Source organism: Jeotgalibaca ciconiae (assembly GCF_003955755.1).
GTDB lineage: Bacteria > Bacillota > Bacilli > Lactobacillales > Aerococcaceae > Jeotgalibaca > Jeotgalibaca ciconiae.
In genome coordinates this window covers 2,332,306-2,345,935 of record NZ_CP034465.1, presented here as the reverse complement: position 1 = coordinate 2,345,935, position 13,630 = coordinate 2,332,306, and the positions used below count along the sequence as shown (strand labels likewise).

The window sequence follows — 13,630 nt, the reverse complement described above, 5'->3', positions numbered from 1 at the left end:
GCAAATTTATCTTTTTTTCATTAGGTCAGGACTTGGGAGCTAGACATTGATGGCTGAACTTATAATCCCCTAGGCAATAAAAAAAGGAGCAATCTGCTCCTTTTCATTCTCACTCAGAATAATATTTAATAAATTCAATGACCATTTCCGCAGATTTTTTGCCTGCCTCCACAATAAAGTCATCAAATGAGATGGATGCTTCCTCATCTGCGCGATCCGAAATCGCGCGAACCACAACAAATGGTACATCCATGGTATAGCAAGTCTGAGCGATCGATGCCCCTTCCATTTCTGTTGCGTAAGCTTCTGGGAATTCTGATATAATTCGAGTAATTTCTTCCTTACTTGCAATAAAAGAATCACTTGAAACAATCAGACCCTTTTCTGCTGCTAAGCCAACTTCTTGCGCAGCTTTCATGATGTTCTCGACAACATTGGGGGCACTTTCATAGAGAGCAGGCATTTGTGGAACCTGTCCTTTTTGATAACCGAATACTGTAGCATCTACATCATGATAAGCTAGTGAATCCGCGATAACAACATCCCCTACTGCTAAGGTATGTTTTAAACCGCCGGCAGAGCCCGTATTAATGACTACTTCAGGTTTATATCGATCAATTAAAAATGCCGTAGCTAAAGCAGAATTTACTTTTCCGATTCCAGATTGAGCCAAAACTACTTTTTTATTGTCAATCAAACCTGATATATACTCAAGATGATGAATCACTTCTTTTTGAGGATTTTCCATTTTTTCAAGTAAAACGCGTGTTTCTTCTTCCATTGCTCCGATAATACCGATCATAATCTTTTCACATTCCCTTTAGTAAAATTTATGGTTGCATCAAATGACAAACGCTAATACAAAAACAAGAACAATTGCAACAAGCACAATGATAATCGACCAGTTGTAAAATCGATCTAATCTGCGACCTTTTTCTTTAACTGTCAATCGTGTCTTTGCAGTGTTTTTTGTTTTTTTCTTTTCTGTTTTTTGTTCTTCTGTGTTTACTTTATTTTTTTCGCTCCGTAAATTTACCTTCGTATCTTTTTCTTCTTTTTTCTTTGTTTCATTTTGAAGATATTCTTGGTAATTCTTACGTGTGATTAATTGTTTTTTTTCTTTTTTACTCATCATCAAGCTTCCTTTTCTAATAAGCGCAACTTCCAGTATAACAGAGCGTATAATGTTTTCGCATCGCAAATTTCACCTGATGCTTTTAATTTCAACGCCTCTTCATACGTACATTCTACTACTTCTACAAATTCATCTTCATCCTGAGGCAAAGGGTCGGCAACTTTTTCAAGACCTTCTGCAAGAAAAATAGTGAATTTCTCATCTAAATAAGCAGGTGATGGGTACATTGTTTCCAACTCCGACCAATTCCTTGCCGCATAATGCGTTTCTTCTTCTAATTCACGTTTTGCAGCTTCCAATGGTTCCAGATCATTTTTCTCTAGCTTTCCAGCCGGTATTTCTATCACCGTGCGATTTAACGGTTTACGAAATTGACGAACTAAGACCATTTTTCCTTCCTTTGTGAAAGGTATCATGGCAACTGCTCCTGGATGACGAATAATTTCCCGAATCGAAGTTTTACCATTTGGGAGCAGCACTTCTTCTCTTTCCAAATGAACCAAGACTCCATCAAAAATCGTTTCTGTACTTAGTGTTTTTTCTTCAAATTCCATGTATTAATCCTCACTTCTTCATGCCATTTAAGTCTATGATACCCCAATTCTTTTCCTGAATACAAGATTTCATTTCAAATTGACTAAAAATCATCCTTTTGACCGATAGGTGTTTCTAAGCTATGTGTGCTAAAATTAAGGAAAGAAAGATTTCAGCAAGAAGCTAAGGAGGACCACTTATGTTTAATAATACGAAAGAAATCCTGAAATATACTTTCTCAAGTGTCATATGTTTAATAGGCTTAGTAATATTCCTGTTTATTTTTGAATTCGATCTTATTACCTCCCTTATTTTAACAATCATTATGGGGATTGTTTTATACTATCGCTCTTCAAAAGTAAAAAGGAGTACAAAAAATGGAAAATACACGCCGGTCAAAGGAAAACCGTTAGAACGCGTTTCTTCTCAAAAAGAAAATTTTTATCGTTCGAAAGGTCTATCAAAAGACGAGATGAATTTATTTCGTAATACGATGCATTCTGCTCGAGAAGATATTTATAAAATCGAAGAAAATGTTCAATCGCGGAATAAATTGAAGGCAATCGTTACTCGAAACAATACCATCAATATCTTAAAGGACTTCTTTAAGCATATTGTAGAGCAACCAGAGCGCCTGCATGAAGTTAACAAACTTCTCTATACTTATCTGCCGAACTTAAAAGAGCTTACGGATCAATATGTAGAAATCGACGGTCATATTGCCAAAAATAAAGAAACTTATCAATCATTAGAAAATAGTGCTACTACGATTGATGAAATGTGTAAGCTGATTACGAAAGAGTATCTTGATTTTATGTCTAATGATATTGACAACATGGATATCGAGTTAGAACTTGCTAATCATGTATTGAAAAGAGATAATAAAGAGAATATTGAAGTAAAAGAACCTTCAGAAAATGAATTATAATAGGAGGGATTTCATTGGAAAATAAGCCTGAAACAACTGATCAAAATGTAAATAAAGAACTGGAAGATTTACTAGCTAATCCTTTTGCTGATCCATATGCCAATCCAGCAGCCAAAGTAGAAAATACAGAATTAAAGGAAAATAGTAAAACCGAAAAATTATTAGATCGTTTACCAGAAGACCGGAAAAAACAAGCGGTAGCTTTAGCAGAACAAATTGATGAAAATAATATGCAGGCGATTATTAGTTACGGAGCCGCTGCTCAAAAGCAATTAGGTGATTTTTCACACTCCATGCTTGCCCATGTTCAAAATCAGGACACAGGTGAAATCGGTAATTCCTTAAATGAGTTGATGTTTAAGTTAAATGAGACAAGCCCCGATGACCTACGTGCTGAAGATAATAATATATTTAGAAAAATGTTTGGGAAAATCAAACAAAGTGTCTATGAAATGACTGCGAAATACCAACAAATCGGCGCACAAATTGATAAAATCGCTGTGAAGTTAGATCGTGAAAAAAATGGTTTATTGAACGACAATATTATGTTGGAACAACTTTACAAAAAAAATGAAGATTATTTCCATGCTCTAAATATTTACATTGCTGCTGGAGAAGTAAAAATGGAAGAACTATCCACTAGCAAAATTCCAGCTGCAATTGCAACGGCAGAACAATCAAAAAGCCAAATGGATGTACAAATCGTTAATGACTTGAACCAGTTCTTAGATCGTTTAGAAAAAAGAACCCATGATTTACGTCTAGCGAGACAAATGACGATCCAACAAGCTCCGCAAATTCGTTTGATCCAAAATACGAATCAGGCATTAGCTGAGAAAATCCAAGCTTCCATTCACACTGCCATTCCTTTATGGAAAAATCAGGTCGCAATTGCAATGACACTTCTTCGTCAAAAAGATGCTGTCACTGCTCAACGTCAAGTGTCGCAAACGACCAATGATCTGATGCTGAAAAACTCTGAAATGTTAAAAATTTCCGCTATTGAAACAGCCAAAGAGAATGAACGTGGCGTGATTGATATTGAAACACTTGAAAAGACCCAACAAGATTTAGTAGAAACCCTTCAAGAAACCCTTAAAATCCAACAAGAAGGACGTATTAAGCGTCGCGAAGCGGAAACAGAGCTTTCTTCTATGGAAAACGAGTTACGTGATCATCTTCTTAACTTACAAAAGGAAGAGAATGATTTATATAATTAGTTAATTAGAAGCTGGGATGATCATTCCAGCTTCTTTTGTTGTATAAAAGTGTTATCGTTTTGATAAAAGACTTAAGTACTTTATAATTAGTTATAGTTAGATAATGATTTTTATCTAAATAACTTACCAAAAGGAGGAAACAAAAATGGGATTAATTTGGACATTGATTGTCGGAGGAGTACTTGGGGCAATCGCAGGTGCAATTATGGGTAGAGATATACCAGGTGGTATTATCGGTAATATTATTGCTGGATTCCTCGGATCTTGGCTTGGTACGATGATTTTAGGAGAATGGGGACCTGAAATAGGTGGATTCTTTATTGTTCCAGCTTTAATTGGTGCTGTAGTTCTTATATTCATTGTTTCATTAATATTAGGAAGAATGAATAAGCGATAATAATCATTTTGTACAGAGCTGACAAAAGGGCTAGAGAGAAATGTCTCTCAGCCCTTTTTTATGCAATAAATTTTAAAAAGCACAATGATCGGTAAGATCACTGTGCTTTGGATTTTTTAGTTTATGAAGTAATTAATAATTTTAACGATTATAATTTTACAACATTAGCTGCTTGAGGTCCACGGTTTCCTTCAACAATGTCGAATTCCACGTCTTGCCCTTCTTCTAATGTTTTAAAGCCGTCGCCTTGAATAGCTGAGAAGTGTACGAATACATCGTCTCCACCTTCAACTTCGATAAAACCAAATCCTTTTTCGCCGTTAAACCATTTTACTTTACCTTGTTCCATACTAATACAGTACCTCCAAAATTTTACTAATAATTTGTCATATAAAAAACTTTTATATTTTCAAATTACTTCTTTAAGTATAATGAAGTTCCTTATAAAATGCAAGTTTTTTCTAAAAACGGTTACAAAAAAATACAGATTGGATTTTTTGGGTAAAAAAAAGGATAAGAGTTTCCCCTTATCCCTTACTTACTTTCATTCTTCTTCGACTAAAGCTTCTGGAAATTCGCTTCGAACAATATCTGCACAACGTTCACATAGGGTCGGTGCGTCTTCAATTGTGCCCACTTCAGCTTTAATTGCGCGACATCTCTCACAAGTCTCACCATGAGCGTGCTCTACGACTACACGAATACCGTCTTCTAGATTTTCTTCTTCATGAAGATCTAATTGCGATACGATAAATAGTTGTGACAATTCTGTATCAATTGATTCAAACAACTCTTTTACTTCTTTTGAAACATATAAATGAAGATGAGCTTCAAATGATTTACCAATCACTTTTTCATTACGAGCTTCTTCCAATGCTTTCAAAATTTTATGGCGCAAGGACATAAATGTATTCCATTGTTTTAAAACTTCGTCTTTATCAGCTTCAAAGACTGCTTGCGGTAAATCAGCTAATTGAGCATACTCCTCTTCTTCTTTTAAATAAGCCCAAATTTCTTCCGTTGTATGAGGAATGATTGGTGTTAATAGTTTTGTAATGTTCAACACTGCATCATAGAATACCGTTTGCATGGATCTTCTTGCTGCATCATCTTCACGCTCAATGTAAACAACATCTTTCGCAAAATCTAAATAGAAAGAAGATAATTCGACTGTACAGAAATTCATAATCGTTTGGTAAATAGTAGAAAAACTATACTCTTCGTATGCTTTCAAACAGGTTTCAACTACTTGGTTCAAACGAATCATCATAAATTTATCTACTGAACGTAGTTGATCATAGGCAACTCGATTCACAGATGGATCAAAATCTTCTGTGTTACCAATTAAGAAGCGCATTGTATTGCGGATCTTACGGTAAGTTTCAGATACTTGCTTCAAGATTTCGTCACTTACACGGACATCTGATTCATAATCCACACTAGATACCCATAGACGAATAATATCTGCTCCCATGTTTTTAACTACTTTTTCTGGAAGGATGGTATTTCCCAGCGACTTACTCATCTTGCGGCCTTCTCCGTCCAACACGAATCCTTGCGATAGAACACTCTTATAAGGAGCCTCTCCATTAATTGCTACACTTGTCGTTAAACTTGAATTAAACCAACCACGATACTGATCAGATCCTTCTAAATACATATCTGCTGGGAATGTTAGATTTTCTCTTGAACGTAAGACTGATTCATGAGAAGAACCAGAGTCGAACCAAACATCCATAATGTCTGTTTCTTTCGTAAATACCCCATTTGGACTGCCTGGATGTGTAAATCCTTCTGGCAACAATTCTTTTGCATCACGTTCAAACCAAATATTTGAACCATATTTTCCAATTAAATTCGCAACATGATCAATTGTTTCAGGAGTAATAATTGAATCACCATTTTCAGCATAGAAAATTGGCAATGGAACTCCCCATACTCTTTGACGAGAAATTACCCAGTCACCGCGATCGCGGATCATATTATAGATACGAACTTTTCCAGATGGATGAATCCAATCAACTTTTTCAATTTCGTCTAAAATATCTTGACGGAATTTTTCAATGGATGCAAACCATTGTGGAGTAGCACGGAAAATAACTGGTTTCTTTGTACGCCAATCATGCGGATAACTATGTTCAAAGAAGTCCAACTTCAATAATTGGCCTTTTTCTTCCAATAGTTCTGTAATCATTTTGTTCGCTTTATCATAAAAAACACCTTCAAAACCTGGCGCTTCCGCTGTATAGCAACCACGATCATCTACAGGAGACAGTACATCCAAACCATATTTCTTACCAATGATGTAATCGTCATCCCCATGTCCTGGTGCTGTATGTACCAGTCCAGTACCTGCTTCTAAAGTTACATGGTCACCGACCATTAACAATGACTCACGATCATAGAACGGATGTTGTGCTGTCATATACTCCATATCAGAACCTTTTAATTCTTTCAAGACAGAAACATTTTCCCATCCAATCTCATTTTGAACGGTTTCTAATAAATCAGTTGCGACAACAAACTTGCGTCCATCCGCTTCGATTTGTGAATAATTAAAGTCAGCATGAACGGTAATCCCTAAGTTTGCAGGCAATGTCCACGGTGTAGTAGTCCAGATTACAAAAGAAGTATCTGTATCTAATAAGCCTTTTCCATCTTTTACCGGGAATGCCACGTAAATAGAAGGCGACTTGACATCCTTGTATTCAATTTCAGCCTCCGCTAAAGAAGACTCACTGGAAGGAGACCAATAAATTGGTTTTAATCCTTTATAAATATAGCCTTTCTCGGCCATTTTACCAAATACACGAATTTCTCCTTCTTCGTACTCCGGAGTCAGGGTTACATAAGGATTATCCCATTCGCCATTCACTCCTAAACGTTTAAAGACAGTACGCTGCCCATCAATTTGCTTCCAAGCATAGTCTTCACAAAGTTTACGGAATTCTGCTAAACTCATTTGCTTGCGATTCACACCTGTATTCGTCAATGCTTGTTCGATTGGCAAACCATGCGTATCCCAGCCAGGAACATAAGGAGCACGGTATCCCGACATAGATTTTGAGCGAACGATAAAATCTTTACTGATTTTATTTAGAGCATGTCCCATGTGAACTGCTCCATTTGCATAAGGTGGGCCATCATGCAGCACAAAAGTTGGCTTGCCCGCATTCTTTTCTTGTCTTTTTTCATATACACGATTTTCTTCCCAGTCTTTTTCACGTTCTTGTTCACGTACTGGTAAATTTGCTTTCATAGGAAATTTTGTTTTTCCTAATAGCAAAGTATCTTTCATTTTCATGAAATATATTCCTCCATTTTTACATAAATTTCTTTGCCAACAACAGTCTTTCTCCAAAAAGAAAAAGACCCCGTCCTCAAAAGGGACGAAGTCTTCGTGGTACCACCCAAGTTCAAAGCATTAAAAATAATAATAATAGCTTTCTCTAGAAACTGGTAACGCTGTTCAGGCGATTATACTTAGTGATTTATAGTGATAACTCTATAAAAGTTCAGTAAATATTTCATGGATGATCCGCTGATTATAGGGACTATTGACCTCTCACCATCTGTCAATTCGCTGATAAGTATCTAATCTTTGGGTGTTCCAATCATCAATTAGTTTAATTTTACTTGTTTCCAACTAAAATATCAATAGCTTCCACTTGGCCGCCTTCAGTTTCTTCCTCTAGCTCTTCATTCTCAGTAACTATATGAACTGTATCGTTAAATCCAGTCCCTTCAATCAAATCATCTACTTTACGAGAACGATTCATCAACACTTCATCAAGCGTAGGAGTCTTAATTTCTTTTTCAGGTGCTGTGTTCAACAATACATCCCATTCTTCATTTTGAATAAGATTTAATTGTGATTCTACAAGTAACTGTAGTTTTTGTCTAAAATTGCGACTTTCTCTGCGAACACTATCTGTTTCTTGATTAATTTGAGTCGCTTTATCGGCTGCTTCTTTTAATAAACGGTCCGCACTTTTTTCTGCTTCAAAGAGGATAATTTCTGCTTCTTTACGAGCATTCTCTTTCAGACGATCAGCCGCATCTTGTGCTACGACGATCGATTTATTAAGAGCATCTTGTAGATTTTGGAAATGTTCAATTTTCTCTTCCGCAAATCTCAATTGTTTTTCTGAATCTTTATGCTCTTTAATAATTTGCTCGTAATCTTTCTTTAAAAGATCAAGAAAATCATCTACTTCATCTTTATCATAGCCTTTAAATTTTGGTGTGAACTCTTTATGCTGAATATCCAATGGTGTTAACGCCATTTATCATCATCCCTTTCAACTCAAATTACTTACGAAGAACGCCTATTTCTATTCGCCACTTGTCTTTTTTTGACTTCCCTTGTATTTCTCGAATCTGAATTCTTCCATATCCTCGAATAGAAATAATATCAAAAATTCCTAACTCAAAATCAGGACGGTCATACAGCGCCCAATTTAATTTAACTTTGCCAGCTATGATGAGCTCTTTTGCTCGCTGGCGTGAAACATTATAGACGGAAGATATAATTGTATCAATCCGTAAAGAAGTTACCGTATCCTGTTCGATCGTCCAGTCATCAATTGGCTGGATTAAATCAAGATAATCTCGTTCTTCTAAACGAACAGAAACATTACCAATTCGGCTCAACTGCAATTTCACAAAATTGCTAACATTTTCTGCTGTAAAGAATTGCCATCTCTGCCCATCTGACATAATATCGCCGAACATCTCTCTTTTTATTCCTGAACCAATCAATGTACCTAGTATTTTCCCATGAGAGAGTTGAGTAAATTTAACTGGGTATTGAATTTCAAATAATTGTAATTCATAATCTTCCTGTTGAGGCTCAAAATACTCTGGATACAGCAACGCACGTTTTCGCTCGGCAGCTTCATAGCCGCCAAAAAAAGAAACACGAACTTCTCCTTTTTTACCAACTAACATTTCAACGATATATTGTTGTCTCGGATCTAAAAATTCTGTCAAATAAGGAGAATATTGTCCTTGTACTTGTATTATCCAAGATTCAACCATATCAATAAAAACTTGTTCTTCTTTTCGAAAATGTTGATATACCTGTTCCATTTGTAAATCCTCCCTTTTAGAATTGTGTAACTAATCGAAGAAGGAATACTAAAACAACATGTGCCCCATATTCTACTAAGCGTAAGAATAGAATTGCAAAAAGGACACTAAAACTTACCATACCGACTGATGGTATCAGACGGTAAAAAATACTTAAATAAGGTTCTACTAGCTTCCTGATAAGCTGTCCAAATTTTGATGACAAAGCATTTGGCAGCCAAGTCATTAGTGCGTAGATGGCCAGAATAGCTGTATAAGCATTAATAATCTTTGGCACAGCGTATATGAGCCAGATAATGATTCTTGCCATTCAATTCTCCTTTCCCTTCAAAGCAAAGCACAAGTGTCTGTTCGCGTTAAAAGTAGTATTCAGAACTTTCATTTTCGGATTCTCTACTAGCAATCTCAAAGTTTGCAGGTGTGCACAGGAAAATGCCTTCACCAACTTGCTGAATGTCCCCATTAATGGCATATACAGTGCCCGCAATAAAATCAATTACTTTTGTTGCTTGATCTTTTTCCATCCTCTTAAAGTTTAAAAGAACAGAGCCTTTTCCCATGAGATAATCGGCAATTCGTTCAGATTCTGTAAAGACTCTCGGCTCAATTACATGGATGCTCGCTTTTTGCATCGGATTACGCTGATTCATGGGGATAACCTTCGATTTTAAATTTTGTGTTGGAACAGAGCTACGCGAAACATACTCACTAGGAATATGCTCATTCTCCTCAAGCTGACTCTGTTCGTCCCAGTCTTGAGATTCATCATCCAATCCAAAAAAATTTCTAATCATATCTTTTAGACTCAAGTTATTCCCTCACTTCTTTATTGATAACCATTATTCGCTAAAAAAGGCTGACCCAATCCGAATAAAAGTAGCACCTTCCTGAATCGCATACGGATAATCGCCACTCATTCCCATACTTGTTTCAGTGCAAGGAGCATATGCCCATCGCTTCTCAGCAATCTTCTCTTGCAAATCTTTGAGCTTTTTGAAATAACCATGCAATTCTCCCTCAGTTGCTTCAATTGGCGCCATTGTCATCAAACCAATAATCAATACATTAGGATATACGGAGAGCTGTTCAATAAATTTTTCCAAATCGGAAGGAGAAACTCCATGCTTCGAAGTCTCTCCTGATACATTTACCTGTACAAAACAAGCAACTGGTTTTTCAGCTCTTTTGTCTATTTCTTTTGCCAAAGATTCTCGATCCAACGAATGAAGATAATCAATTTTATTAATTATTTGTTTAACTTTTCTAGTCTGTAGAGAACCAATGTAGTGCCATTTTATATCCGATTGAGAAAAGACCGCTTGTTTTTCTAACAGGCCTTCTGGTCGGTTTTCACCGAAGTGACGATGGCCGTATCTATACAATGCGTCCATTTCCTCTATCGTTCTTTGTTTCGTTACAGCAACACAGTTTAGTTCCTCGGAATTACGATTAGCAGCAGTTAAATTATCCTTAATCTGAGATTCAATTTTCTGACAGTTTGAAATAATTGTCATTTTTATCTACGTCTCTTACGGAAAAATGGCGGTGTTTCTAATTGGTCATCATCGTCAGAAGCATCTTCGTTTTGTTGGAAACGAGGATAGTTTTCTTTTTGAGATTCCGGTGTGTTCTCTCTTGCAGTAGAATCTCTGCGAATGTCCCAGTCTCCGAACAAATCTTTTTCGGGTTGTGCTTCTTTTTCATTTACTGCTGGCTCTTGATAGCTGGGTGTCGGGTTTGAAGTTACTTCTTTACGACCTTTAAAAGGGCTCCCTCCACGCGCATTAGACTTTTTTTCTTCTTTACGTTTTTCTGAATCGATCCCTGTAGCGATAACAGTTACGACTACTTCATCTCCTAAGCTTTCGTTAATAGAAGTACCGAAGATAATGTTCACTTCAGAAGTTGATGCTTGTGCAACAATGTCACTTGCATCTTGTGCTTCAAACAAGGTCAAGTCTGATCCACCAGTGATATTTAATAGAATTTGTTCTGCGCCATCGATGGAAACTTCCAGCAATGGAGAAGAAATAGCTTTTTTCGTTGCTTCTGCAGTACGATTTTCACCTGATGCAACACCAATTCCCATTAAAGCAGAACCTTGGTCTTTCATTACTGTATTTACGTCAGCAAAGTCTAAGTTTACGTATCCAGGTGATGTAATCAAGTCTGAAATACCTTGTACCCCTTGACGCAGTACGTTGTCTGCTTCGTTAAAAGCTTCTAACATAGGAGTCTTTTTATCAACAATTTCTAATAGTCGATTATTAGAAATAATAACTAATGTATCAACGTTTTGTTTTAATTCAGCAATACCTTCCGCTGCGTAGCGTCCTCTTTTTGGACCTTCAAAACTAAATGGACGTGTAACCACGCCAACTGTTAGCGCGCCTTGATCTTTTGCAATTTTTGCAACGATTGGAGCTGCACCTGTACCAGTACCGCCCCCCATTCCACATGTAACGAAAATCATATCCGCGCCTGCTAAAGCTTCCGCTAATTGAGGTTCGCTTTCTTCAGCAGCTTTTCGTCCAACGTCAGGAATAGAGCCTGCTCCCAATCCTTTTGTCAATTTAGGTCCTAATTGAATTTTCACTTCTGCTTTTGAAGCGTTTAAAGCTTGAGTATCTGTATTTGCAACGATGAATTCTACACCTTTTACATCATCTGCAATCATACGGTTAACCGCGTTACCGCCTGCTCCCCCTACACCAATAACTTTTACTTTTGCTCCACCGCTCATAATTGAATCGAATTCCAGTTCCATTATTTTTCCTCCTACTTATCTATCTTCCACTTATTCAAAAATCGATTGAATAAATTGTTTTATTTGATTAACAACTGAATCTTTTTTCGTTGGTTCTGTATCTGTATATTCTTCCGTAACAGGCTCAGAATATTCTTGTTTCTCTTGTTTTTGTTGCAATGGAACCACATTTTGTTTCTGTGTCTGAGTTTGAATAGGAGATGATTTTTTTGCTTTGTTTTTGGCAACTTGATAAATATCATCTTGTTCTCCTACAAACTTTATCAAACCGAGACTTGTTGAAAAAATAGGATTACGCATTCCCATTTGTTCTGGAATATACATCTTCACATTACTTTCGAACACTTCTTCAGCAAGTTCTAACACACCCGGAAGAGCTGCTCCTCCGCCTGTTAGTATAATGCCGCCTGGAAGTTCAAATGCCTCTACTTGATCTAACGCACGCTTGACATTTTCCAGAATTTGTAAGACACGCGCCTCAATTATTTCTGAAAGGTATTTTTCGTCTACCCGTACTGGCTCATCTTTTCCGATTACTTCGACTGGGAAGTATTCTTGATCAGACGTATCGCTTGGTATTGCATAGCCATATTCACGTTTGATTTTTTCAGCATTTTCAATGGTCGTATTTAAGATAATAGAAATATCTTTTGTAATCAGGCTTCCGCCTTCTTGATCTACATAGACAAATTTTAGTTGATCATCATGCATGACTGAAGCAGTTGTTTGACCACCGCCCATGTCGATTAAAATAGTACCAAAATCCCGTTCACCTTTATTCATTGCAATACTTGAAATTCCCAATGGCTGAACAACCATATCTTGAATAGCAAGCCCTGCACGTTCAACACATCGTTTAATGTTATGTACGATTGTTTTTGGTCCTGTAATCATGCTTGCATATAATTCTAAGCGAACACCAATCATACCTCTTGGATCTCTTATTCCATCAAATCCATCTACAATGAATTCTTCTGGAATTACTGAAATGATTTCTCTTTCTGGAGGTAAAGATCTCACTCGAGCTGCATTAAATACATTTTGTACATCTTTATCCGTAATTTCTTTGTTTTCACTAGCTACCCCATACATTCCATGACAAGGCTCGATACTTATCTGATTTCCTGGAATCCCGACGATCACATCGCGTATTGGGATATTTGCTTTTCTTTCAGCTTGTTCAACCGCTCGTTTAATCGAGTCAACAGTCTCATCGATATCAACTATGACTCCACGGCTGAGACCTTTAGACATTTCATTACCTACTCCAATAATGTTCAACTGATTATTTACATATTCCGCCACAACTACTTTTATTGAAGTGGTTCCAATATCTAGGCTGACAAACAAACCTTGATTTTTCATAACTTATTGAAACCTCCGATTTCCTATTGCATTCACATTTTGAAGGAACTACATTTGAAATTTTTGACGGCTCAGTGCTATTTCTGTTCGTCATTTTTTTATTTTTTTAAAATTACTTATACCTTATACATTTTATCATAACAGTCTTCTCTTTTTAAGGTTTTTCAGGATTAATCCCATATTTCTTTTTTTA

15 protein-coding genes are annotated in these 13,630 nt (G+C 36.5%); 3 read left to right on the top strand and 12 right to left on the bottom strand.

The annotated features are described in order from the left end of the window. Nucleotides 1-109: 109 nt before the first annotated feature. From EJN90_RS10905 to EJN90_RS10895, 3 genes are read right to left on the bottom strand one after another with little or no spacing between them, the layout of a single operon-like run. Complete coding sequence (locus tag EJN90_RS10905) at nucleotides 110-802, bottom strand: 5'-methylthioadenosine/adenosylhomocysteine nucleosidase (RefSeq protein ID WP_174919282.1); 693 nt, start codon at nucleotides 800-802, stop codon at nucleotides 110-112. A 39-nt stretch (nucleotides 803-841) separates the two neighbouring features. Next, the gene (locus EJN90_RS10900) at nucleotides 842-1,132 is read right to left on the bottom strand and encodes a hypothetical protein (protein WP_126111167.1); all 291 of its coding nucleotides are present in this window, start codon (nucleotides 1,130-1,132) and stop codon (nucleotides 842-844) included. A gap of 2 nt (nucleotides 1,133-1,134) precedes the next feature. After that, nucleotides 1,135-1,689 carry an NUDIX domain-containing protein gene (locus EJN90_RS10895; protein ID WP_126111165.1) on the bottom strand — a complete coding sequence of 185 codons (555 nt, stop codon included), beginning with the start codon at nucleotides 1,687-1,689 and terminating at the stop codon, nucleotides 1,135-1,137. Nucleotides 1,690-1,868: 179 nt separating this feature from the next. Between EJN90_RS10895 and EJN90_RS10890 the strand changes: the two genes are divergently transcribed. The 3 genes from EJN90_RS10890 (at nucleotide 1,869) to EJN90_RS10880 (ending at nucleotide 4,214) form a co-directional block, all read left to right on the top strand. Beyond that, nucleotides 1,869-2,597: a 5-bromo-4-chloroindolyl phosphate hydrolysis family protein gene (locus EJN90_RS10890; protein WP_126111163.1), complete on the top strand. Its 729-nt coding sequence runs from the start codon at nucleotides 1,869-1,871 to the stop codon at nucleotides 2,595-2,597. A 14-nt stretch (nucleotides 2,598-2,611) separates the two neighbouring features. After that, nucleotides 2,612-3,817, top strand: a complete 1,206-nt coding sequence (locus EJN90_RS10885) for a toxic anion resistance protein (RefSeq protein ID WP_126111161.1) — start codon at nucleotides 2,612-2,614, stop codon at nucleotides 3,815-3,817. A gap of 145 nt (nucleotides 3,818-3,962) precedes the next feature. After that, complete coding sequence (locus EJN90_RS10880) at nucleotides 3,963-4,214, top strand: GlsB/YeaQ/YmgE family stress response membrane protein (protein ID WP_126111159.1); 252 nt, start codon at nucleotides 3,963-3,965, stop codon at nucleotides 4,212-4,214. A 148-nt stretch (nucleotides 4,215-4,362) separates the two neighbouring features. Here EJN90_RS10880 and cspD read toward each other — a convergent pair whose 3' ends face one another. From cspD to ftsA, 9 genes are all read right to left on the bottom strand, one after another. Continuing rightward, nucleotides 4,363-4,563 carry a cold-shock protein CspD gene (gene cspD, locus EJN90_RS10875; protein ID WP_126111157.1) on the bottom strand — a complete coding sequence of 67 codons (201 nt, stop codon included), beginning with the start codon at nucleotides 4,561-4,563 and terminating at the stop codon, nucleotides 4,363-4,365. Nucleotides 4,564-4,758: 195 nt separating this feature from the next. Then, complete coding sequence (gene ileS, locus EJN90_RS10870) at nucleotides 4,759-7,518, bottom strand: isoleucine--tRNA ligase (protein ID WP_126111155.1); 2,760 nt, start codon at nucleotides 7,516-7,518, stop codon at nucleotides 4,759-4,761. 328 nt (nucleotides 7,519-7,846) lie between these two features. Continuing rightward, a complete protein-coding gene (locus EJN90_RS10865) occupies nucleotides 7,847-8,500 on the bottom strand; it encodes a DivIVA domain-containing protein (RefSeq protein WP_126111153.1) in 654 nt (217 codons plus the stop codon). Between the two features lie 25 nt (nucleotides 8,501-8,525). Beyond that, the gene (locus EJN90_RS10860; RefSeq protein WP_126111151.1) at nucleotides 8,526-9,305 is read right to left on the bottom strand and encodes a YlmH family RNA-binding protein; all 780 of its coding nucleotides are present in this window, start codon (nucleotides 9,303-9,305) and stop codon (nucleotides 8,526-8,528) included. Between the two features lie 16 nt (nucleotides 9,306-9,321). After that, complete coding sequence (locus EJN90_RS10855; protein ID WP_126111149.1) at nucleotides 9,322-9,615, bottom strand: YggT family protein; 294 nt, start codon at nucleotides 9,613-9,615, stop codon at nucleotides 9,322-9,324. 46 nt (nucleotides 9,616-9,661) lie between these two features. Beyond that, nucleotides 9,662-10,114, bottom strand: coding sequence for a cell division protein SepF (locus tag EJN90_RS10850; RefSeq protein WP_126111147.1), 453 nt, complete (start codon nucleotides 10,112-10,114; stop codon nucleotides 9,662-9,664). A gap of 30 nt (nucleotides 10,115-10,144) precedes the next feature. Further along, nucleotides 10,145-10,819: a YggS family pyridoxal phosphate-dependent enzyme gene (locus tag EJN90_RS10845; RefSeq protein WP_126111145.1), complete on the bottom strand. Its 675-nt coding sequence runs from the start codon at nucleotides 10,817-10,819 to the stop codon at nucleotides 10,145-10,147. Between the two features lie 2 nt (nucleotides 10,820-10,821). Further along, a complete protein-coding gene (ftsZ, locus tag EJN90_RS10840) occupies nucleotides 10,822-12,072 on the bottom strand; it encodes a cell division protein FtsZ (protein WP_126111143.1) in 1,251 nt (416 codons plus the stop codon). A 30-nt stretch (nucleotides 12,073-12,102) separates the two neighbouring features. Further along, a complete protein-coding gene (gene ftsA / locus EJN90_RS10835; protein WP_126111141.1) occupies nucleotides 12,103-13,437 on the bottom strand; it encodes a cell division protein FtsA in 1,335 nt (444 codons plus the stop codon). Nucleotides 13,438-13,630 lie beyond the last annotated feature (193 nt).

What these genes read in the sequence shown, in the direction of transcription:
- EJN90_RS10905 (WP_174919282.1), bottom strand. Translation starts at nt 802, where the DNA reads ATGATCGGTATTATCGGAGCAATGGAAGAAGAAACACGCGTTTTACTT.
- EJN90_RS10900 (WP_126111167.1), bottom strand. Translation starts at nt 1,132, where the DNA reads ATGAGTAAAAAAGAAAAAAAACAATTAATCACACGTAAGAATTACCAA.
- EJN90_RS10895 (WP_126111165.1), bottom strand. Translation starts at nt 1,689, where the DNA reads ATGGAATTTGAAGAAAAAACACTAAGTACAGAAACGATTTTTGATGGA.
- EJN90_RS10890 (WP_126111163.1), top strand. Translation starts at nt 1,869, where the DNA reads ATGTTTAATAATACGAAAGAAATCCTGAAATATACTTTCTCAAGTGTC.
- EJN90_RS10880 (WP_126111159.1), top strand. Translation starts at nt 3,963, where the DNA reads ATGGGATTAATTTGGACATTGATTGTCGGAGGAGTACTTGGGGCAATC.
- cspD (WP_126111157.1), bottom strand. Translation starts at nt 4,563, where the DNA reads ATGGAACAAGGTAAAGTAAAATGGTTTAACGGCGAAAAAGGATTTGGT.
- ileS (WP_126111155.1), bottom strand. Translation starts at nt 7,518, where the DNA reads ATGAAAATGAAAGATACTTTGCTATTAGGAAAAACAAAATTTCCTATG.
- EJN90_RS10865 (WP_126111153.1), bottom strand. Translation starts at nt 8,500, where the DNA reads ATGGCGTTAACACCATTGGATATTCAGCATAAAGAGTTCACACCAAAA.
- EJN90_RS10860 (WP_126111151.1), bottom strand. Translation starts at nt 9,305, where the DNA reads ATGGAACAGGTATATCAACATTTTCGAAAAGAAGAACAAGTTTTTATT.
- EJN90_RS10855 (WP_126111149.1), bottom strand. Translation starts at nt 9,615, where the DNA reads ATGGCAAGAATCATTATCTGGCTCATATACGCTGTGCCAAAGATTATT.
- EJN90_RS10845 (WP_126111145.1), bottom strand. Translation starts at nt 10,819, where the DNA reads ATGACAATTATTTCAAACTGTCAGAAAATTGAATCTCAGATTAAGGAT.
- ftsZ (WP_126111143.1), bottom strand. Translation starts at nt 12,072, where the DNA reads ATGGAACTGGAATTCGATTCAATTATGAGCGGTGGAGCAAAAGTAAAA.
- ftsA (WP_126111141.1), bottom strand. Translation starts at nt 13,437, where the DNA reads ATGAAAAATCAAGGTTTGTTTGTCAGCCTAGATATTGGAACCACTTCA.